Below are 19,723 nucleotides of genomic sequence, written 5' to 3'. Positions count from 1 at the left end.
ACCCGGGTCCATTGCAGCTGCTAGGCTCCTACCCAGTACTTACTCGACAGAATCTTGCCCATGCTCGCGCGCCTGCTGTTTTTTTGCGGTCTATTCCTGGCCTCCACCTCGGCGTTGGCCATGACGATCTACAAGTCCACCGACGCCAATGGCGTGGTCTCCTACAGCGACCGCCCCACGACAGGCTCCAAGGTGTTGGTTTTTCGTGATCGCATGGTCGAGAATCTCGAGCGTCAGGTGTACCTCGTCATCACGAAGAAGAAGGGCGTGGACAGCGTTTACGTGCGCAATGACCTGTATGCGCCGGTAGAAATCGAGTTGAGCTTCGGCGGGCTGAAGAACGTCAGCGGTGCGCCAAGCCGACCGATTCGTCGGGTGATGCCGGCACGCAGCAGTATTCGTCTGGCGCTGCTCACGGCCACGCAGTCCGAAAGGCCGCTCGCGTACACCCCGAAATTTGAATACTCCTTGGGCGACCCCTCAGGGGCCACTATGGCCTATCGATACCCGCTGCCCTGGCGGGGTGGACCGTTTCGGCTGAGTCAGGGCGCCAACGGTCAATACAGCCACTTTGGTCCCAAGAACCGCTACGCCATGGACATCGCCATGCCCGAAGGCACGCCGATCATCGCGGCGCGTGGCGGTGTGGTGGTGAAAACCGAGAATGCCCAGACCGGGCGCGGCACCGATCCGTCGGGTAATTTCGTGCGGGTGCTGCACGATGACGGGACGATGGGCGTGTATCTGCACCTCAAACGAGGTTCGGTGAGCGTTCGCGAGGGGCAACGGGTGTCGGTGGGGAGCCCGCTGGCCTTGTCGGGCAACACCGGCAACAGCAGCGGGCCGCACCTGCATTTCGTGGTGCAGCGCAATACCGGGTTGGGACTGGTGTCGATTCCGTACCAGTTCAATCAACCGGTGGGCAACCTGCCCAACTTTGCGTTGGGCAAGCAGTAGAGGCGGTGAGAATCTATTGAGGTGAGAGGATTTATCTTTGGTGAGAGAGTTTAAATGTGGCGAGGGGATTTATCCCCGTTGGGTCGCGAAGCGATCCCGTCGTATTTAGAAGCATTGGGACGGCTTCGCCGTCCAACGGGGATAAATCCCCTCGCCACAGATAAATCCCCTCATCACAAAAGCCCTGCAGGCCCGGATCAATCGAGCATCAACACCTTGGCCAGAATGATCTTCGGCCCTTTCATCTTCTTGATGATGATCCGCAAGCCTTCGACTTCCAGCACTTCTTCCTCTTCCGGCACCCGTTTCAGGGTTTCGTAGACCAGCCCGGCGAGGGTTTCGGCTTCTATGTGGTCCAGATCGATGCCCAGCAGGCGCTCGACCTTGAACAGCGGCGTGTCGCCGCGCACCAGCAGCTTGCCCGGCTGGTACGCGAGGATCCCGCGCTCAGCCTTGCGGTGTTCGTCCTGAATGTCGCCGACCAGTACTTCCAACACGTCTTCCATGGTCAGGTAGCCGATGATGTTGCCATCGGCTTCTTCGACCAGGGCGAAGTGCGAGCCGCCTTTGCGGAACTGTTCCAACAACTGCGACAGCGGCATATGGCGCGAAACCCGCTCCAGCGGCCGGGTCAGTTCGGCGAGGTTGAACGACTCGGGAATGTGGTCCAGGGCCGCCAGTTCCAGCAGCAGATCCTTGATGTGCAGCAGGCCGACGAACTCCTGGCGATCGCTGTCGTACACCGGATAACGGCTGAACTTGTGGCGACGGAACATCGCCAGGATTTCCTTCAGCGGCGCGTTGAACTCCAGGGTCACCAGGTCTTCCCGGGAATTGGCCCAGTCGACCACTTCCAGCTCGCCCATTTCCACCGCCGAGGCCAAAACGCGCATGCCTTGGTCGCTCGGGTCCTGGCCACGGCTGGAGTGCAGGATCAGCTTCAGTTCTTCACGGCTGTAATGGTGCTCGTGATGAGGGCCGGGCTCGCCTTGGCCGGCGATCCGCAGGATCGTGTTGGCGCTGGCGTTGAGCAGGTAAATCGCCGGATACATCGCCCAGTAGAACAGGTACAGCGGCACGGCGGTCCACAGCGACAGCAGCTCGGGTTTGCGGATGGCCCAGGATTTGGGCGCCAGCTCACCGACCACGATGTGCAGGTACGAGATGACGAAGAACGCGGCGAAGAACGACACGCCTTTGATCACTTCGGCCGACTGCACACCGACGGCTTCAAGGATCGGTTCGAGGATGTGCGCGAACGCCGGCTCACCGACCCAACCGAGGCCGAGAGAGGCGAGGGTGATACCCAATTGGCACGCCGACAGGTAAGCATCGAGCTGACTGTGAACGGTGCGCAGGATATGCCCGCGCCAGCCGTTTTTATCAGCGATGGCTTCGACCCGGGTCGAGCGCAATTTGACCATGGCAAATTCCGCCGCAACGAAAAAGCCGTTGAGCAAAACCAGGATCAGAGCAAAAAGAATCATGCCGAAATCGGCGAAGAGTGTCGCGAGGGTCAAGCCAGGGGAAGGGTCCATGATGGAGTTTTGCGGGTTCCGTGTATTCGAAAGGAAAGAAAAAAGTGCGCCTGAAGGGCAGGCACAAGTCAGCCAATGTAGCGGCTGACTGGTCGATTGCCTAGTGGCGCGTGCCGGCCGGTATCAGTCGGTCGCGCTGATGACCCGGGATTTGGTGACCTGGGCCGGCGCAAAATGGCAGGTAAACGTGCTGCCGTGGCCCGGCACACTGCTGATTTCCATCCGCGCGCGATGGCGCAGCAGCACGTGTTTGACGATCGCAAGTCCCAGCCCCGTGCCGCCGGTGTTGGAGTTGCGGCTGGAATCGACGCGATAGAAGCGTTCGGTCAGGCGCGGCAGGTGCTTGCTGTCGATACCGATGCCGGAGTCCTGCACGCTCAGGTGCGCGCCTTGCTCATCCCCCCACCAGCGAATGCGGATATTGCCTTCGGCCGGGGTGTATTTCACCGCGTTGAACACCAGATTGGAAAACGCGCTGCGCAACTCGGCTTCGCTGCCCTTGAGCAGAATCGTCGGGTCGGCTTCCAGGGTGATCTTCTGATTGCGCTGGGCGGACAGTTGCTGAGCGTCGCTCTTGATCGATTGCAGCAAGCCGTCTATGGCTACCGGCTGGTTGTCCGACGGGTAATCGGTGGCTTCCAGTTTGGCCAACAGCAGCAAGTCGTTGAGCAGCGTCTGCATGCGTCCGCCTTGCTGCTGCATTTGTTGCAGGGCACGGGACCAGCGCGGGTTCACGTCCTCGACGTTGTCGAGCAGGGTTTCCAGATAACCGCAGATCACCGTCAACGGCGTGCGCAGTTCATGGGAGACGTTGGCGATGAAGTCTTTGCGCATCTGTTCCAGTTGATGGATACGCGTCACGTCGCGCACCAGCATCAAGTGTTCATTGTTGCCGTAGCGGGTGATGTACAGCTGAATGCGCAGGCGATCATTGATCGGTGACGGAATTTCCAGCGGCTCGGCGTAGCTGTCCTGCTCGAAGTATTCCTTGAAGCGCGGATGACGCACGAGGTTGGTTACCGGTTGGCCGCTGTCTTGCGGGGTCTTGAGGCCGAGCAGGGTTTCGGCGGCGCGGTTCCACCATTCGAGATTGCCGTCGCTGTCGAGCATGATCACCGCGTCTTTCAGCGCGGCAGTCGATTCCTGGACCCGGTCGATCACCGCTTGCAGGCGCCCGCGTACGCGCTGATCGCGACGTTGCAAGTGGTAGATGCTGTCGAACACTTCGCCCCACAGCCCATAGCCATCGGGCGGTGCTTCATCGGGTTTGTGCAGGCGCAGCCATTCGTGCAGACGCAGCAGTTGCTTGAGGGTCCAGGCCAGGTAAAGACCCAGGCCTGCGGCGAGGCTCCAGCCGTAATAGCCGGTAATCAGGCCGATCACCAGGCAACCGGTCACCAGCAAAAGCATGTGGCGGATCAGGGTGCCATGCCAGTTTTGGTTCACTTGAACGCGCGTCCTTGTCAGCTTGTCGAGCGAGATAGATCCGGATCAGGCCTTGGTGGAGAACCGGTAGCCGGTGCCGCGCACGGTTTGTACCAGATTTTCGTAAGCATCACCGAGGGCTTTGCGCAGGCGGCGGATGTGCACGTCGACGGTGCGCTCTTCAACATACACGTTGCCGCCCCAGACCTGATCCAGCAACTGGCCACGGGTGTAGGCACGTTCCTGGTGGGTCATGAAGAATTGCAGCAGGCGGTATTCGGTCGGGCCCATCTCGGCGGGTTTGCCGTCGATGGTCACGCGGTGGCTGATCGGGTCCAGCAGCAGGCCGCCGACTTCGATCGGCGTCTCGCCATCGGTTGGCCCGGCACGGCGCAGCACGGCCTTCAGGCGCGCAACCAGCTCACGTGGGGAAAAAGGCTTGGTGATGTAGTCATCGGCGCCGACCTCCAGGCCCTGGATCTTGTTGTCCTCTTCGCCTTTGGCAGTGAGCATGATGATCGGGATGTCCCCGGTCAGCTCATCGCGCTTGAGGCGTCGGGCCAGCTCGATGCCGGACGTGCCGGGCAGCATCCAGTCGAGCAGGATCAGGTCCGGCTTGCGGTCGACGATGATGGCGTGGGCCTGTTGCGAGTTCTCAGCCTCCATGCAGTCATAGCCGGCCATCTCCAACGCAACGGCGATCATTTCGCGAATGGGCGCTTCGTCGTCGACGATCAGAATGCTCCTGCCAACCATGCCTTTAATCCTCTTGTCATTTAACTGTCTTGCGCCGCATTAGATAACGGAATTATTGCAGTCGTGTGACAGTATTTTAGTCGCCCGGCGATTGTCATGATCCTGAACTAAGCTCTAAGTCCGACTCCTGACAACCACAAAGGAAGGTTTCCATGAAACACATTGCTCAAACTTGGAAGGCTCTGCTGGTCACGGCTGCGCTAACGCTGCCGACACTGGCCTTCGCCGCCGATCCGGCGATGATGAAAGACGGGATGATGGTCGATCATAAGGGCATGACGGTGTACACATACGACAAGGACTCAGGCGGAAAGTCGATGTGCAACGGCGAGTGCGCAGAATACTGGCCGCCAATGATGGCGCCGGCGGGCGCCAAGCCCGAAGGCAAGTGGAGCACGATCAAGCGTGACGACGGTAAGATGCAGTGGGCCTATGACGGCAAGCCGCTTTACACGTTCATGAAGGACAAAAAACCGGGTGACATGGCAGGCGACAATATGAAAGAAGTCTGGCACATCATGCGCGAGCATAAATAAGCGATTCGCCTGCGCCGTAAACAGTTCGCAGCCTGCGGTCGCTCCATCCCCCTGTTGGAGCTGGCGCAGACTGCGATCTTTTCCAACGGTCAATGCAGCGCGTAATCCAGCACGATCCCGACAAAAATCGCCAACCCGGCCCAATGGTTGTGCAGAAACGCCTTGAAGCAACGCATCCGGTCCTTGCCACGGGTGTACCAGAACTCCCACGCAAAACAGCCCGCCGCCGCCAGCAATCCCAAGTGGAACCAGCCACCGAGTTCGAATTTCGACCCGGCCAGCAGCAGGCAACCCAGCGCCATCCCTTGCAGCGTCAGAATGATCACCCGGTCTGCTTCGCCAAACAGAATGGCCGTGGATTTCACGCCGATCTTCAAATCGTCGTCGCGGTCGGTCATGGCGTAATAAGTGTCGTAGCCCACCGTCCACAGCAGGTTGGCGATCCACAGCAACCACGCCGCCGCCGGCAATTCACCGGTTTGGGCAGTGAATGCCATCGGCATCCCCCAGGAGAACGCCGCGCCCAGCACCACTTGCGGGTAATAGGTGTAGCGCTTCATGAACGGGTAAGTGAAGGCCAGTGCCAAACCGCCGAACGACAGCCAGACCGTTGCCGCATTGGTGCACAACACCAGCAGGAAACTCACGCCCATCAGCAGCGCAAAGAACACCAGTGCTTCTTTGGAACTGATCTTGCCGCTCACCAAGGGCCGCTGTTCGGTGCGCTTGACGTAGCCGTCGACCTTGCGATCCGCCCAGTCATTGATCACGCAACCGCCGGCGCGGGTCAGCACCACGCCCAGGACGAAAATCACGATGTTGGCCAGCGACGGCGAACCTTTACCAGCAATCCACAGCGCCCACAGCGTCGGCCACAGCAGCAGGTAAATGCCGATCGGTTTGTCCATGCGGGTCAGCTGAATGAAATCCCAGGCCCGTGGATTCAAGCGATTCAGGGACTTGAGCAGGCTCTGGTACATCAGCAGTTCTCCGGATGGGCGCGGGTAGCGTTCCATAAGGTCGGCAAGAAAATTTCGGCCACCAGCACGCTCAAGGCGCCGCGGTCGAAACGCGAACGGCGGCCCCACAGTTCAGGTGCGCGGCACTCCATCGGCAGCCACGCCTGAGGGTAATGACAAACCTCAATGACGCGCCGTTGAAATGCCTGATCGCAAAACAGCAATTCGCCCAGGGAGCGGCTGCCCAATTCGTCCATGTGCAGACCATCGCCCTGCAATGCACTGCGCGCCGCCACGCTGCGGGCAAACACCCAGGCTTCGCCGTGGCCACGCAGATACACCTCGCGAATCCAGCCCTCGCTGCCTTCGGCCAGGTCCAGCGCGGCACATTCGTCGGCGCGCAGTGATTGCCAGCCTTCGAAGAGTGGCGTGACGCTGAAACCGTCATTCGACAGACGGATCAGCCGTCGGGTCAAAGAGCCTTCATCGAACAACCAGTCGAGCGTAGACGTGTCGGGGAGGGGCGTCAGTTGGCTTCGAGGGAGCCAAAGCGGGGTCACGGCGGGGGATTTTGAGTGCGGCACAGTGAGTCATTATTGGCAGCAAATGAGGCGGCGAGCTTACCATGTCAGCCTGCGATTTTGATTGATCCGGCCGGCCATTGCGTCGAACAGGCTTGCATCTGCCGGGCCCGATCAGTACAAAACGCGCTGAGCCGGACGGCAGCGCTCCAACCATCGACCGTTCGTGCCGGCAAAAGCCTGAATCCTGAGGATGTACGTGAATGAAAAAGTGGCAATGTGTGGTCTGCGGCCTGATTTACAACGAAGCCGACGGCTGGCCGGATGACGGCATTGCGCCGGGCACCCTGTGGCAAGACGTGCCGGAAGACTGGCTGTGCCCGGACTGCGGCGTAGGCAAAATGGATTTCGAAATGATCGAAATCAACTAAGACTTTTAGAGGAGTAAGGAATGAACGCACCTGTCGTGATCGTCGGCACCGGGCTGGCTGGCTACAACCTGGCCCGGGAGTTTCGCAAACTCGATGGCGAAACCCCGCTGCTGTTGATTACTGCCGATGACGGACGCTCCTACTCCAAGCCGATGCTCTCCACCGGCTTCGGCAAAAACAAAGACGCTGACGGCCTGAGCATGGCCGAACCCGGCACCATGGCCGAGCAGTTGAAGGCCGAAGTGCGCACACACACGCGCATCAGCGGCATTGATCCTGGCCACAAGCGCTTGTGGATCGGTGAGGAAGCGGTGTTTTACCGTGACCTGATCCTCGCTTGGGGCGCTGAAACCGTGCGAGTGCCGATCGAAGGCGATGCGGCTGACGCAGTCTTTCCGATCAACGACCTGGAAGACTACGCACGCTTTCGCGCCGCGGCGGCCGGCAAACGTCGGGTGTTGCTGCTCGGCGCCGGCCTGATTGGTTGCGAATTCGCCAACGACCTGATTCTTGGCGGCTACGAGGTGCAACTGGTTGCACCGTGCGAGCAAGTCATGCCGACCCTGTTGCACCCGGCGGCGGCCGCTGCGGTCCAGGCCGGGCTGGAAAGCCTGGGCGCACGCTTCCACCTCGGGCCGGTGCTCAACCGCTTGCAGCGCGTTGAAGATGGACTGGAAGCGCATCTGTCCGATGGCCAGGTGATCCCTTGCGATGTGGTGGTGTCGGCCATTGGTCTGCGTCCGCGCATCGACCTGGCGGCTGCGGCCGGTGTGCAGGTCAATCGCGGCGTGGTGGTCGATCGCCACCTGAAAACCTCCCACGCCAATATCTATGCCCTGGGCGACTGCGCCGAAGTCGATGGGCTGAATCTGTTGTACGTGATGCCCCTCATGAGCTGTGCGAGAGCGCTGGCTCAGACCCTCGCCGGAAACCCGACGGCGGTGAGCTATGGCCCGATGCCCATCACCGTTAAAACGCCGGTCTGCCCATTGGTGGTTTCGCCGCCACCACGGGGTTTGGAGGGCGTCTGGACAGTCGAAGGGCAGGGCGCGGACATCAAGGTATTGTGCCGCGATGCCAGCGGCAAATTGCTGGGCTATGCCCTGACAGGCGCGGCGGTGATGGAAAAACTGGCCCTGAACAAAGAGCTTCCGGCACTGCTGGCGTAAATACCGGTCGTTCTGTCGGAATCACCCCTCTTTTGCCCCTACAAAGGTCGCGTCGAGACTGGCGCGGCTCTTCACTGCGTGCCATCCTCACTCCCGTCTGCCGCAGAGTAGAGCATCTGCGGCGCTTTGGGCGCTGTTCCAACGAGAACAGCACGGACATAACAACAAAAAACCGTCAAAGGGGCTTCACTAATGCGTAAACCAGAACTCGCCGCTGCAATTGCTGAAAAAGCAGACCTCACCAAAGAGCAGGCCAACCGCGTTCTCAACGCCGTTCTCGAAGAAATCACCGGCGCTCTGCACCGCAAGGACAGCGTCACGCTGGTGGGCTTCGGTACCTTCCTGCAACGCCACCGCGGTGCCCGCACCGGCAAAAACCCGCAAACCGGTGAGCCCGTCAAAATCAAGGCCAGCAACACGGTTGCGTTCAAGCCAGGCAAATCGTTGAAAGACAGCGTTAATCCGTAACACGCACCGACTTCCCGCGTAGCGCGGGAGCGGGATAAAAAATGGGCACGCCAACTGGGTTGGGTGCCCATTTTTTTTTGGTTCTTCACGGCCTTGTTGGGCTTTGCGCAGGATGCGCTGACTCAGTTGACCGATCCGCCCAGTCCCTGCTTCCGCCCGTTGCATCCGCTACGCATACCCTCGACCGACCAGCGGTTAAACGCACCTGTTTTGCAGGCAACGTCGTCGATCTGGCTCAGAAAAAACTTCTATAAAAATCGCAAGCTGAAACGTATCAGCTTCAGAAAAACATTTAATTATGCACAAATGCATTTTTTTCTTGACCCATAAGATTGAGTCTCTTAAGGTTAAGTCACTGTATGCACATACAGTATTTTTTGATCAATATTTAATCCATTCATGGACGAGGCATTACCCTATGAAAAGCAACACTGAAAAATTCGGCAAAACGCCCCATCAATCCAGCCTCTGGACCCGCGCTGATGCGCTGAAAGTCCGCGCGGACGATCCCACCACCACCCAACCGCTGGTTAGCGCGGATTTCCCGGTATTGAGCAACGAAGTGTTCATCTGGGACACCATGCCGCTGCGCGACTTGGATGGTAACGTGACGTCCGTCGATGGCTGGTCGGTGATCTTCACCCTGACTGCCGATCGTCATCCAAACGACCCGGAGTACATCGACGAGAACGGCAACTACAACATCACCCGCGACTGGAACGATCGCCACGGTCGGGCAAAGATGTACTACTGGTTTTCTCGTACCGGCAAGGACTGGAAACTCGGCGGCCGTGTGATGGCTGAAGGGGTTTCGCCGACCGTTCGCGAATGGGCCGGTTCGCCGATCCTGTTGAATGACCAGGGTGAGGTGGACCTGTATTACACCGCCGTCACCCCGGGCGCGACCATCGTCAAGGTGCGGGGCCGGGTGGTGACCACCGAACATGGCGTCAGCATGGTCGGCTTCGAGAAGGTCAAGCCGCTGTTCGAGGCCGACGGCAAGATGTACCAGACCGAAGCACAGAATTCCTTCTGGGGCTTCCGTGATCCATGGCCATTCCGCGACCCGAAGGACGGCAAGCTGTACATGCTGTTCGAAGGCAACGTGGCCGGCGAGCGCGGCTCGCACAAGGTGGGTGAAGCGGAAATCGGCGATGTACCGCCGGGTTATGAAAACGTCGGCAACTCGCGCTTCCAGACCGCCTGTGTCGGCATCGCGGTGGCCCGTGACGCGGACGGTGACGACTGGGAAATGCTACCGCCGCTGCTGACCGCTGTGGGGGTCAACGACCAGACCGAACGCCCGCACTTCGTGTTCCAGGACGGCAAGTACTACCTGTTCACCATCAGCCATACGTTCACCTATGCCGATGGTGTGACCGGGCCGGACGGGGTGTACGGTTTTGTCGCGGATTCGCTGTTCGGCCCTTACGTGCCGTTGAACGGTTCCGGCCTGGTGCTGGGCAACCCGTCTTCTCAGCCGTTCCAGACCTACTCGCACTATGTGATGCCCAACGGCCTGGTGACCTCCTTTATCGACAGCGTACCGACCGACGAAACCGGCACGCAGATTCGTATCGGCGGCACTGAGGCGCCGACGGTGGGCATGAAGATAAAAGGGCAGCAGACGTTCGTGGTGGCCGAGTACGACTACGGTTATATCCCGCCGATGCTCGACGTCACGCTCAAGTAATAGCGATACAGGGCTTTCAGGCTGCGGGTTTGAGGTCGACGAAAAAACCGTTGTGGATATGATCGAGATATCCCGCCTGATTCACTGCGACGTTGCTCGCAAGCCCCATTGAACAATGTGAAGTAACAGCCCTTCGTTGCTGGTTGCAAGGATGCAGCCAGTAACGAATATCTTCCCTGCGCTACCGCCTCCTGTTCGTCAGGCCAGCATTTTGCCTCGCGTTTCCTTCAGATTCGCAGTCACCCGCGACACCCTTGCCTCTGGCGAACACCTCCTCTTGCCGGGTGTGTAAAGGGCTTCTACCTCCAACTCACCACCACAGTGAGCCAAACGGCGCCAGTCACGGCGTTACTCGCCATGCCTGGCGCACCCATAAAAAGGTTCTTCACGGTTTTCCGGGGAAGAACCTTTTTTTTATGGGGGGCGGAGTACTTTTTTTCTTGGTCGATCAACTGACTCGGCTGTGTTGCCTGGCGAGAATCGCCGCCATCTCCGGCTCATCCAGATGATCCAGCATTCGCTCCACCAACAAATGCACCCCGTCAGCCATACGGCTGAGCGCCAGGGCTACGGAGCGGCGTGAGCCGTCCACATCGTCGGCGAGGTTGGCGGCGATGGCGCTGATGGACAGCAAATCTTCCGAGGCATTGGCGAGAAGGGTTTCAGGGTTGATGCCCGGGCAGACGCTGAAGAGCTGGCCGTTGCGTTTGGGTGGTTTCGGTTCGGCTGGTGGAAAGTGGTGATTGAGGGCGCGCTCGGCGGCTTCGTTGAGTTTGTTTGAATCGGGGCTTTCGTAGGGGGAGACTGGATCGGTGTCGGGTGGGTTGGGTGTGACCTTGAACATGATCTTCAATTCCTTGAATGATGCTGACAACACTTCGCCGACTAAACGAAGGGGTGGCAGCTGTGCGCAGGTTAGTCGGACCGGGGAATTGAAGAAGCCGGCGCACCCGAAGGTGCCCTACGCACAGCCACCATCAAATGCAGGTAGGAAATACCTGTCTGACAGAAGCTTGTGCATCTTCAATTACCAGCGAGCGACTAAACCCGATCACTGATGGGCAGTGACAGGAACCAAGTTACCGACCGCGCCCAAGGCGCACAAGCCGGCGGATTCTGGCGTAGCCGTAGGCAACGGCGCAAGGTGTTGTAGCTTGCAGGAAGTAACCTTGAGGCGTTTTAAACGGGTCGTTGTCGAGCGATGTTTAAGCCGTGGAGAAGCAACACCTGAGCTTCCTGAAAATCCTCACCAGACCGAGCATGTTAACGACGGCGAAAGCATGCCTTGCCGTTGCCAAAATCTACCGCGAGGCAGTCAGGCTCGATGGCGAGTCGCAGGTCCTGAAACAGAAGAGACAACTCACCATTGGCGGGTACGGCGTAATCCTTCCAATCCACACGCATCCATCTCATATCAGGCAGGGTAGGAATCCACTCGATTTCGTCCTTTGAGCCTTGAGTGTGCAGGCCGATCTTCTCCAAGGTCCTCGTGGGAGAGTAGGGCAGGGATAATCTCTCTTGCTTCGAATCCGCCCAGACCTGTTGCTTGGTAGAGCCATCGTCAAATCTCCAGTACACATCGACAGGCGTTATGGCGGGCGTGCTGATTGGATCGAAGTGATAAACCGTGATGAGGTAATTCTTCAGAATTCGACTTTGCTCATCATCGTTCAGATCACGTTGAATTTCGGCCAGTCCCTTTTCTTTACGCGGGGTGAACGCGATAGGCTGGCTTTTCTCTTTTTTCCAGCCGATACCGAACCAGCGGCTATCCGGCGAAACGTCAATCCATTGAGTCGGGCCGGAATCACGGGAGGTCCCAAAGCCTATTTTTGTCAGCGTTCTTTGTGGGTCGTAAGGCAGCCAGAGGTCCGTTGTTTCATTTGACTTCAATAACTGCTGGCTCCCGGGGCCTGCGGAAAACTCAAAATAAAGGTACACAGGATCGATGGCCGGAGGTTTTGGGCGCTGGTCGTATTGCATCTGCAAAATGTAGTGAGTCTGTGCGAAGTTAGCCGTGTCGTTATCGATCTCGTCGTAATTGCCGTGCTGGATTCGATAACTCTCCTCCAATTCAGCCAGGTTCCTTGTTCTGGGCATTTCGAAAGCCAGTTTTTTAGCTGCATGAGGGTCAGCTTCACTTGTTAGCGTCAGCGTATTACTCTCGATACTCCACGTTCCCTTCGCAGCACCGTTGGCACTCCCGTACGCAGCAGCTGCTGCAAAAGATCCGTCCTTTTGAAGAACCAGCCTAGCGGCCATTTCCATGGCCCCGTACAAATAATAATCCCCCTCTATTGGGCGGGACTCTGCGGCGTTTGCAAAAGGCAGCCACACAAGCGCTGCGAAAAATATTGTTCTTAAATCCATTTGATTCTCTCTCCTTACCAGCTTTCGAACGGGATGCCGAATTTGTCGATGTAGGCTTTTGATTCTTCTGAAAGCGGGCGGTGTTTCCCGTTGGATGTGCCCCCGTAGGGGCCTTTGGGATGGATCGTGCCTTGGACTCGGGTGACTTCGGTCGATTTAAGACAAGGCCCTCCCAACCACACCTTGGCGATTCCTCCTGGCGCCAGGCCGATAGTCAAAAACTTTCGGTAATCGGTTTTCCATTTGCCTACCGCACCGCAATAAGCTGTTTCACCCTTGAGCATGGTGTCCCGCGCAGATTCAGGGATCTCGATGTAGGCCCCGTAGGTCTGCGGTTCTGCCATGGACTGCCAACGTACATAGACCAAACGAGGCAGGTCAGCCCCGGTGACATACCGGCCTTTTCCTGCAGGATCTTCTCGCCATCCAGCTGGTTTGCCTCTGAACTCGGACGGTACGCCTTTGCTCATTGCGCGTGGATACCCCATAGCCGGTATACCGCTGCCCGCGCGAAGGAACACGCGCTCATTGATATCAACGACACTGGCCGTTTCGATCCAGACTTCCATATAGTCAGGCGAAAAAAAATCAAGGCTCCACGCGTCATAAGGTAGTGATCTGCTCTCGACAGAGGCACATCCTCCCAACAACACAAAAAGCAGTGCAAAGCCGGACTTAAGCAAGGGTGAGCACCTATGCATTGGGATGCACCACGCGTTTATAGTTTTCGGCAGGTCGATTAATAAACACGACGTTCAGATCGCTATTGTTCCAGCCTTTGGCAGCATTCCAGTTCGCAGACAGATGGATATAACGGCGGTAAAGCAGCTCCTCTTCGTCGAGGCTCAGGCTCGTGCGGCGAGTGTCACCTAACGCATAAGCCATCAGTTTTTGGGCAATCGGTTTCAGCTCTGTCGGTAATGCGTACGTTTGATCCTCTTCGTCAATAACCTTGAACGGGACGTCGTGCCTGGCCCCCAACTCGCGCATGATTCGCAGGTAAACCAACGCCAGATCGTTGCGGACAGTCCGCTCGCTGTGGACCGCGGCATAAGCATTTTTCGATTTGGATCTGTCGCCTTTTGCGTTGCCAGTCATCTCCACCGCCCAGGTTTTCACCTCCAGTGTTAGCCCATACAGATTGAGTTGATCCTGAAGGCGGCCTAGCTCTTGCTCAGCCCAACGATAGGCGGTTGACGCTGTGGAAGGCACGTGAAGTTCCATATCGCGGCTGCAGCGCGGCTTGCTAAGCAGAACTCGTTCAATGAAATTTGGTATATAACCTCCACCCAAGTCGGAGTGGACGCCGGGCAGCTTGATATCAGCAGCGCCGGCGCTATTGAGTGAGAAGTTATGGCGACGCTCATCCCGCGCCACCAAATGCACGACCTTTTTTGCCACATCGGGCGCCAGATACAAGTTAACACCGGGGTTGTTGGCGTCGTGGACGCTAAAGTCACCGTCAGCCATGCTGCCTATTGCGGCAGCGGTGTCGAAAATGCCGATAAAGTTGATGGAGACATCGGTGTTGGTGCGCCAGGAAAAGTCCTCGGTAAACAACGTCGCATTGCCTGGAAGCAGCGCTGCCAATGGACTCTTCTCTCCTTTCTGGACTTCATTGGCAAAATGCCGCGCAGCGGCGGCACCGCGACTGAAACCGAAGATATCGAACTCGACACGTTCAACCTTTCGATCAGGATTAGATCGCTTGAACCGCTCAACCCTTTCGAGAATACGCGCTGGACTCTGCGCAACCCGTGCTAATACACCGTGTGCACCTACGCCGGTTGCCAATGAAAAAGGTGAATCTTCTTCACCACTGCTGGTGCCAATTCCATCCAGATAAATTGGGATGTACCCAATGGTTTCTTCAATAGCCAATAACCGCTTACTGTCATCGCCATACAAGTCATGCAGCTTCGCCACATTACTCGTGTCATTCCCATAACTGCTGTCCGGCGTGTTCCCCTGAACGTCATACCCATGTGCCTGACAAAACTGTCGAATATCCTCAGCCTCCTCCAGCAGATTCACATCCCGCGCATAACACCCGGTAACCATTTCACTGTTGGATCGGTTATTCCCGGTGCCATCAAAAAACACGCCAATCCGCAAAGTAATCCCTTCCTCTTCGACTTCTTCCTCCTCTTCCTCCAGCTCATCCGATTCATTTTCTTCTGATGGCTCAGGCGCGACGGATACCAACAAGCCCGCCGCAGCCCCCTGAAGCAATGTATGTGCGGCCGCACCCGGCTTGGGAGAGCCACCGATCTCAATCGCGCTACTACTGAAAATACCGTCGGCGTTCATCACGATGTGCTGACCGCCGACCTTCACAGAAATACTCTCACCCGCATCAATTACGAGGTGCGCGCCTGCCTTGATGTGCACGTGCTCACCGGCTTCTATAACCAGCGTTTCATCAGTTCTCGTGTGGCTGTCGCCAGAGACATGCAGGTAGTCGTTGCCGCTGACCTGGATTTTTCGATCCGACGTGATAGTGAGGTGCTCTTCAGATCCGAGCACCGTAATACGGTCGCCCTTGATGGTGACTCGACTCTCATTACCCACCTCAATCCGGCTGTCGTTTCCAACCTTCTGCTCCATATCCCGCTGAGCACGCAGGTGGACCAACTCATCGCCAGCGCGATCGTCCATCGACAATTCGTTGTAGCCACCCGTAGTGGGGGAGCTGTGGGTACGAAGTACGGTTTTGGTTTTGTTTTCGGGCAATGGGTAGGCCGGCGGCGTGACCTTGTTGATCAGGCAGCCGGTGATCAATGGATTATCGGGATTGCCTTCGAGGTAGGTGACGAGGACTTCCATCCCGATACGCGGAATGATCACTGTGCCAAAGTTGTCCCCCGCCCAGCCGGACGCTACCCGCAGCCAGCAACTGCTGTTTTCAGTGTTGCGTTCAGACCGGTCCCAGTGAAATTTGACTTTGACGCGACCGTATTCATCGCAATAGATCTCTTCACCGACAGGTCCGGTGACGCGGGCGGTCTGGCAGTTCAGCATGGGTCTTGGTGCAGGCATCGGTGGCCGATGAAACACATCCCAGGGAATCGCACTGAAGCTGTTGCGGTAGCCTTGGGAAAAGCCGTCCTCAGGTTCGGTCGCGTTGGTGACTGACTCTTCGAGCACCGAAGGTTGCTTTCCAGAGTGGGTCACGCTTAACAGCAGCCATAGATCGTTGTGCGTTTCGTGTGGGCAATTCGTCAGGTCGAAAAAGTGGCCGCTGCGCAGCGTGGGCTGGTCGCTTTTGCCTTCCGTCAACTGATAATCGACCCGATGCCGTTCCAGTGCCTGCCGGGCCAGTTGTTTACCGCGCTTTTCGCTCTCCAATGGTAGCGGGTAGCTATAGTCTTCCAGCTTGGGGTCGAACTCAGCAGTAAAGCGACTTTCCAACAACGCATTCGGGCGTTTCAGGTCGTAGTCACGGCGGGTTACCACGCTGGGGCGGGTTTTGAAACCCATGGAAAACTGGCTGACGACCGGATGCTCCGCCACCATGCCGGAGTCTTGCTGATACGGCGTTTCGCCCAGTTTTGGGAAGAATGTCTGGTCATCGGTGAACACCAGCACATGGCCTTGCAAGGAATGCTGGTGATGCCACGTAATGCCTTCCTCGGCGCAGAGCCGCTGGACGAACTCCAAATCATTTTCCCGGTATTGAGTGCAGTATTCGCGCGGGGGGCTTGCTTTGACGTGGAAGGCAAACGCATCGGCCAGAATGCCGTGCCCCTTGAAGACCTGAGCGATGATTTGCGGCACCGTCTGACCCTGGAAAATTCGCTGATCCTGGCTGAACTGCAGGTAATGCAGCGCCGGGACAAGGTTTACGCGATAGCGGGTCAGGCGTTTACCAGCATCACCCGCGGACACGCTTACGATGTGACCGTGAATACCTTCGCCGTTAAGTCCGAATTGCAAATAGGCAGGTTGGTCAAGCAGGCTTTCCAGATCGATATCCGGGTACTCGCTGACCAGATCGACGCTGATTGAGTACAGCGCGCTGATGGTTTCAGTGCCTTTAAAGGCCAGCACCTTAAAGTCGTTGCGAACCGTCGGGATTACGAGGGTGAATTGAGGGGCATTAGCCGGTGCGAACATGCGCTTGTCCTTTTGCTTTTTTAGCTCGTCCTTAAGCTGAGAGAGAAAAAATCGCGATGCCCGAGTCGTGCCTGGCCCGAACAGGTCGCCAAAAATGCCGTGCACGCTAACAAGGCATCCAAAGTATTGATGTAGGAGGGGTCTTGAAATTTGGTATGAAATTCCCGCGATACCGGAAGTTCCATTTTGGAACTTTGCTTGAAATATAAAGTGCTATCAAAATGATGGCACTTTTCTTATTGACGGTTGTCACTCATCGTCTAATTCATAGATATCGGTAACATTTCGGAATGCTCCTACATTCATCATTTTGTATTTTTGGCATGATTCGCGCCTGTCTCAGGGGGCGAATCGGCAATGAATACGGCGTTTATTAAGGTTGAGGGGCTGAAGCCTCTATCTCAGTGGTTTCAGGCCAGCTGGTCGCACGATGAACAATTAAACCAATCTCAGGGATTCCCCTGCTACATATAGGGACATCTCCTACGAGATAAAAACACACTTCGTCTTGTTGTTTAATCAGATGCTTGCTAGTGGCCATCATTGTGATTACGATGCGCGCACTTGAAAGAGCACGAACTCAATTGGATGAGACTCATCGCAGCTCTTTGATTCTGTCCCGCGTCGTTGGAAATCCAATAGACGTATGACTGTAATCCTAATTAAAGGCCATGGATGTCCTACTCAAGCAAACTTTCTGCTCATTACCTCGACCTCGCAAAAGCCTCTGTTTCCAAAGAGAATTTCGCGGGCGAGGATGTTCGCTTTTCGAGCGAATATGAGGCATTGGAAAGCGAGCTGGCCAAAGCCTCGTCCATGCACGAAAGCGGTCAGATCGACTGGCTGAAAATCCGTGAAAACAGTGAAAGCCTGCTGCGCACCCAGTCCAAGGACTTGCGGGTTGGCGCCTGGCTGACCTGGGCCCTGTACCAGCGCGAATCCTTTCAAGGGCTGCTGGCCGGCCTCGGACTTTTGCACCACCTGTGCGAAAGCCACTGGGCCGAGCTTCATCCCAACAAGGCCCGCACCCGCTCCGCTGCCATCAGTTGGTTGGTGCCGCGTCTTGAGCAGGTGCTGACTGAAAACGTCGCGATCAAAGAGCAGTTGCCGATGTTCCGGCGGCTGGTCGAACACCTTGAAGGCCTCGATGCCGCTTGCACCGAGCACTTGGGCGACGATGCGCCGTTGCTGCTGCCGATCTCCCGCCGCTTGAAAAACATGGTTCAGCGCGCCGCCGACAACCAGCCCGAACCGGGTGTAGTGGGTGCCGCGGTGGCCCAGGTCAAACAGGCCGCCACGCAGCTGTTCACCCCCGGCGCGCCGATTGATAACGAAAAAGAAGCCCACAAGGCCCTGCGTGCCCAGCAGGAAAGCGCGCGGCCGTTGTGTGCCTGGTGGCTCAAGCAGAAAGCCACGGACCTGCGCGCCTTGCGCCTCAATCGCACACTGTTGTGGTTGCCCATCGACGCGGTGCCCGAGCGCAACGCCGAGCAAATCACCGTTCTGCGCGGCTTGCCGGCCGACAAGCTCAAGGCCTACCAGGACCGTTACGACCAGGCCAAGTACGCTGACCTGCTGGTGGAACTGGAGGCGAGCCTGGCGAAGGCGCCGTTCTGGTTCGATGGCCAGCGAATGGTTTGGGAGTGCCTCCAGGGGCTCAACGCCGAGATGGCTATGCGCGAAGTGGAAATCCACTTCGCGCTTTTGATTCAACGCCTGCCCGGCATCATCGAATTGCGATTCCATGACGGCGCCCCGTTTGCCGATCCGGCCACCCGCGCCTGGGTCAGCGCCCACGTCATGCCGCACCTGCAAAGCGCCAGTGCGCCGCGCAAGGTCGAAGTCGCCGACACCCAGCCAGCCTGGGAAGTGGCCCTGGAAGAAGTCTTGCCGATCCTGCGCAAGGACGGCCTCAAGGCCGCCGTGCAGATCCTCAAGCAAGGCCTGCAAAGCGCCCAAGGCGGACGCGCCCGGTTCTTCTGGCAGTTCGCCCTCGCGCGGCTGTGCTTCATGGCCAAGAAATACGAACTGGCCAGGACCCAACTCGAAACACTGGACCAAACATTACAGGACTCAGGCCTGAACGCCTGGGAGCCCGATCTTGCGCTGGAAGTGCTGCATTTACTGCATAGCTGCTGCGAGTTGTTGCCGCAGAACCATGCCGTACGTGAACGCAAGGAAGAGATTTATCGCAGGCTGTGCCACCTCGATCTCGAAGTGGTACTCGAATAGGCCCCAGGGCCACAACCGCAAGGAGAATAGCCATGGCCAAAGAAGGCTCGGTAGCCCCCAAGGAACGCATCAACGTCACTTTCAAACCTGCCACCGGTGGTGCTCAGGAAGAGATTGAACTGCCGTTGAAACTACTGGCAATCGGTGACTACACCCACCGCAAGGACGAACGTAAAGTCGAAGATCGCAAGCCGATCAGCATCGACAAGATGACCTTCGACGAAGTGCTGGCCAAGCAAGAGCTGACCCTGACATTGAACGTGCCGAACCGTCTTCAGGAAGAGGGCAGCACTGAAGAGCTGGGCGTGCAACTGCGTGTCAACTCGATGAAGGACTTCAACCCGGCCAGCCTGGTCGAGCAAGTGCCTGAGCTGAAAAAACTGATGGAACTGCGCGACGCGCTGGTGGCCCTCAAAGGCCCGCTGGGTAACGCGCCTGCGTTCCGCAAAGCCATCGAAGGCGTTCTCGCCGACGACGAATCCCGCGGTCGCGTATTGGGTGAGCTGGGCTTGAATGCCGCAGCCCAGGACGCCTGAGTCTCCATCAGCCAAG

Annotated in this window: 17 protein-coding genes; 8 read left to right on the top strand and 9 right to left on the bottom strand. The window is 57.6% G+C overall.

What is annotated here, in order from left to right:
- The first annotated feature begins 60 nt into the window (after positions 1-60).
- Positions 61-957: a peptidoglycan DD-metalloendopeptidase family protein gene (locus tag KGB03_RS12660; RefSeq protein WP_223527201.1), complete on the top strand. Its 897-nt coding sequence runs from the start codon at positions 61-63 to the stop codon at positions 955-957.
- A gap of 197 nt (positions 958-1,154) precedes the next feature.
- Here the strand turns inward: KGB03_RS12660 and KGB03_RS12655 are convergent, their stop codons facing one another.
- The 3 genes from KGB03_RS12655 to phoB all read right to left on the bottom strand — a co-directional run bounded on the left by KGB03_RS12655 (position 1,155) and on the right by phoB (position 4,676).
- Positions 1,155-2,495, bottom strand: coding sequence for a hemolysin family protein (locus KGB03_RS12655; protein ID WP_033059291.1), 1,341 nt, complete (start codon positions 2,493-2,495; stop codon positions 1,155-1,157).
- 123 nt (positions 2,496-2,618) lie between these two features.
- Complete coding sequence (phoR, locus tag KGB03_RS12650; protein ID WP_095126878.1) at positions 2,619-3,941, bottom strand: phosphate regulon sensor histidine kinase PhoR; 1,323 nt, start codon at positions 3,939-3,941, stop codon at positions 2,619-2,621.
- Positions 3,942-3,986: 45 nt separating this feature from the next.
- Positions 3,987-4,676, bottom strand: a complete 690-nt coding sequence (gene phoB, locus KGB03_RS12645; RefSeq protein ID WP_046045002.1) for a phosphate regulon transcriptional regulator PhoB — start codon at positions 4,674-4,676, stop codon at positions 3,987-3,989.
- A 152-nt stretch (positions 4,677-4,828) separates the two neighbouring features.
- Here phoB and KGB03_RS12640 point away from each other — a divergent pair, with 152 nt between their 5' ends.
- Positions 4,829-5,212, top strand: a complete 384-nt coding sequence (locus tag KGB03_RS12640; protein WP_111448241.1) for a hypothetical protein — start codon at positions 4,829-4,831, stop codon at positions 5,210-5,212.
- 89 nt (positions 5,213-5,301) lie between these two features.
- Here KGB03_RS12640 and ubiA read toward each other — a convergent pair whose 3' ends face one another.
- Entirely contained in the window at positions 5,302-6,192 is an 891-nt protein-coding gene (gene ubiA / locus KGB03_RS12635) for a 4-hydroxybenzoate octaprenyltransferase (protein ID WP_223527200.1), read from the bottom strand.
- Entirely contained in the window at positions 6,192-6,755 is a 564-nt protein-coding gene (locus KGB03_RS12630; protein WP_223527199.1) for a chorismate--pyruvate lyase family protein, read from the bottom strand. The genes ubiA and KGB03_RS12630 overlap by 1 nt, the downstream gene beginning before the upstream one ends.
- 200 nt (positions 6,756-6,955) lie before the next feature.
- Between KGB03_RS12630 and KGB03_RS12625 the strand changes: the two genes are divergently transcribed.
- The 4 genes from KGB03_RS12625 (at position 6,956) to KGB03_RS12610 (ending at position 10,453) form a co-directional block, all read left to right on the top strand.
- A complete protein-coding gene (locus KGB03_RS12625) occupies positions 6,956-7,123 on the top strand; it encodes a rubredoxin (protein ID WP_007954349.1) in 168 nt (55 codons plus the stop codon).
- 20 nt (positions 7,124-7,143) lie between these two features.
- Entirely contained in the window at positions 7,144-8,292 is a 1,149-nt protein-coding gene (locus tag KGB03_RS12620) for an NAD(P)/FAD-dependent oxidoreductase (protein ID WP_008150072.1), read from the top strand.
- 192 nt (positions 8,293-8,484) lie between these two features.
- A complete protein-coding gene (locus KGB03_RS12615; protein ID WP_003213368.1) occupies positions 8,485-8,760 on the top strand; it encodes an HU family DNA-binding protein in 276 nt (91 codons plus the stop codon).
- 418 nt (positions 8,761-9,178) lie between these two features.
- Positions 9,179-10,453, top strand: coding sequence for a glycoside hydrolase family 68 protein (locus KGB03_RS12610; protein WP_111448244.1), 1,275 nt, complete (start codon positions 9,179-9,181; stop codon positions 10,451-10,453).
- Positions 10,454-10,901: 448 nt separating this feature from the next.
- On the opposite strand, the gene KGB03_RS12605 is transcribed toward KGB03_RS12610, so the two are convergent.
- From KGB03_RS12605 to tssI, 4 genes are all read right to left on the bottom strand, one after another.
- Complete coding sequence (locus KGB03_RS12605; RefSeq protein WP_111448245.1) at positions 10,902-11,297, bottom strand: DUF6124 family protein; 396 nt, start codon at positions 11,295-11,297, stop codon at positions 10,902-10,904.
- A gap of 419 nt (positions 11,298-11,716) precedes the next feature.
- A complete protein-coding gene (locus KGB03_RS12600) occupies positions 11,717-12,823 on the bottom strand; it encodes a hypothetical protein (protein ID WP_111448246.1) in 1,107 nt (368 codons plus the stop codon).
- Between the two features lie 14 nt (positions 12,824-12,837).
- Positions 12,838-13,524 carry a DUF2931 family protein gene (locus KGB03_RS12595; protein WP_111448247.1) on the bottom strand — a complete coding sequence of 229 codons (687 nt, stop codon included), beginning with the start codon at positions 13,522-13,524 and terminating at the stop codon, positions 12,838-12,840.
- Positions 13,517-16,939 carry a type VI secretion system tip protein TssI/VgrG gene (gene tssI, locus KGB03_RS12590; protein WP_223527264.1) on the bottom strand — a complete coding sequence of 1,141 codons (3,423 nt, stop codon included), beginning with the start codon at positions 16,937-16,939 and terminating at the stop codon, positions 13,517-13,519. The genes KGB03_RS12595 and tssI overlap by 8 nt, the downstream gene beginning before the upstream one ends.
- Before the next feature lie 675 nt (positions 16,940-17,614).
- Between tssI and tssA the strand changes: the two genes are divergently transcribed.
- Positions 17,615-19,171, top strand: coding sequence for a type VI secretion system protein TssA (gene tssA, locus KGB03_RS12585; RefSeq protein ID WP_111448249.1), 1,557 nt, complete (start codon positions 17,615-17,617; stop codon positions 19,169-19,171).
- A 32-nt stretch (positions 19,172-19,203) separates the two neighbouring features.
- Entirely contained in the window at positions 19,204-19,707 is a 504-nt protein-coding gene (gene tssB / locus KGB03_RS12580; protein ID WP_008150078.1) for a type VI secretion system contractile sheath small subunit, read from the top strand.
- The last annotated feature ends 16 nt before the right edge of the window (positions 19,708-19,723 follow it).

Origin of the sequence: Pseudomonas sp. BF-B-26, from assembly GCF_019956495.1 — a bacterium.
In the GTDB taxonomy this organism is placed as follows: domain Bacteria; phylum Pseudomonadota; class Gammaproteobacteria; order Pseudomonadales; family Pseudomonadaceae; genus Aquipseudomonas.
The sequence above is the reverse complement of the archived record's forward strand: the minus strand, read 5'-3'. Positions and strand labels throughout refer to the sequence as shown.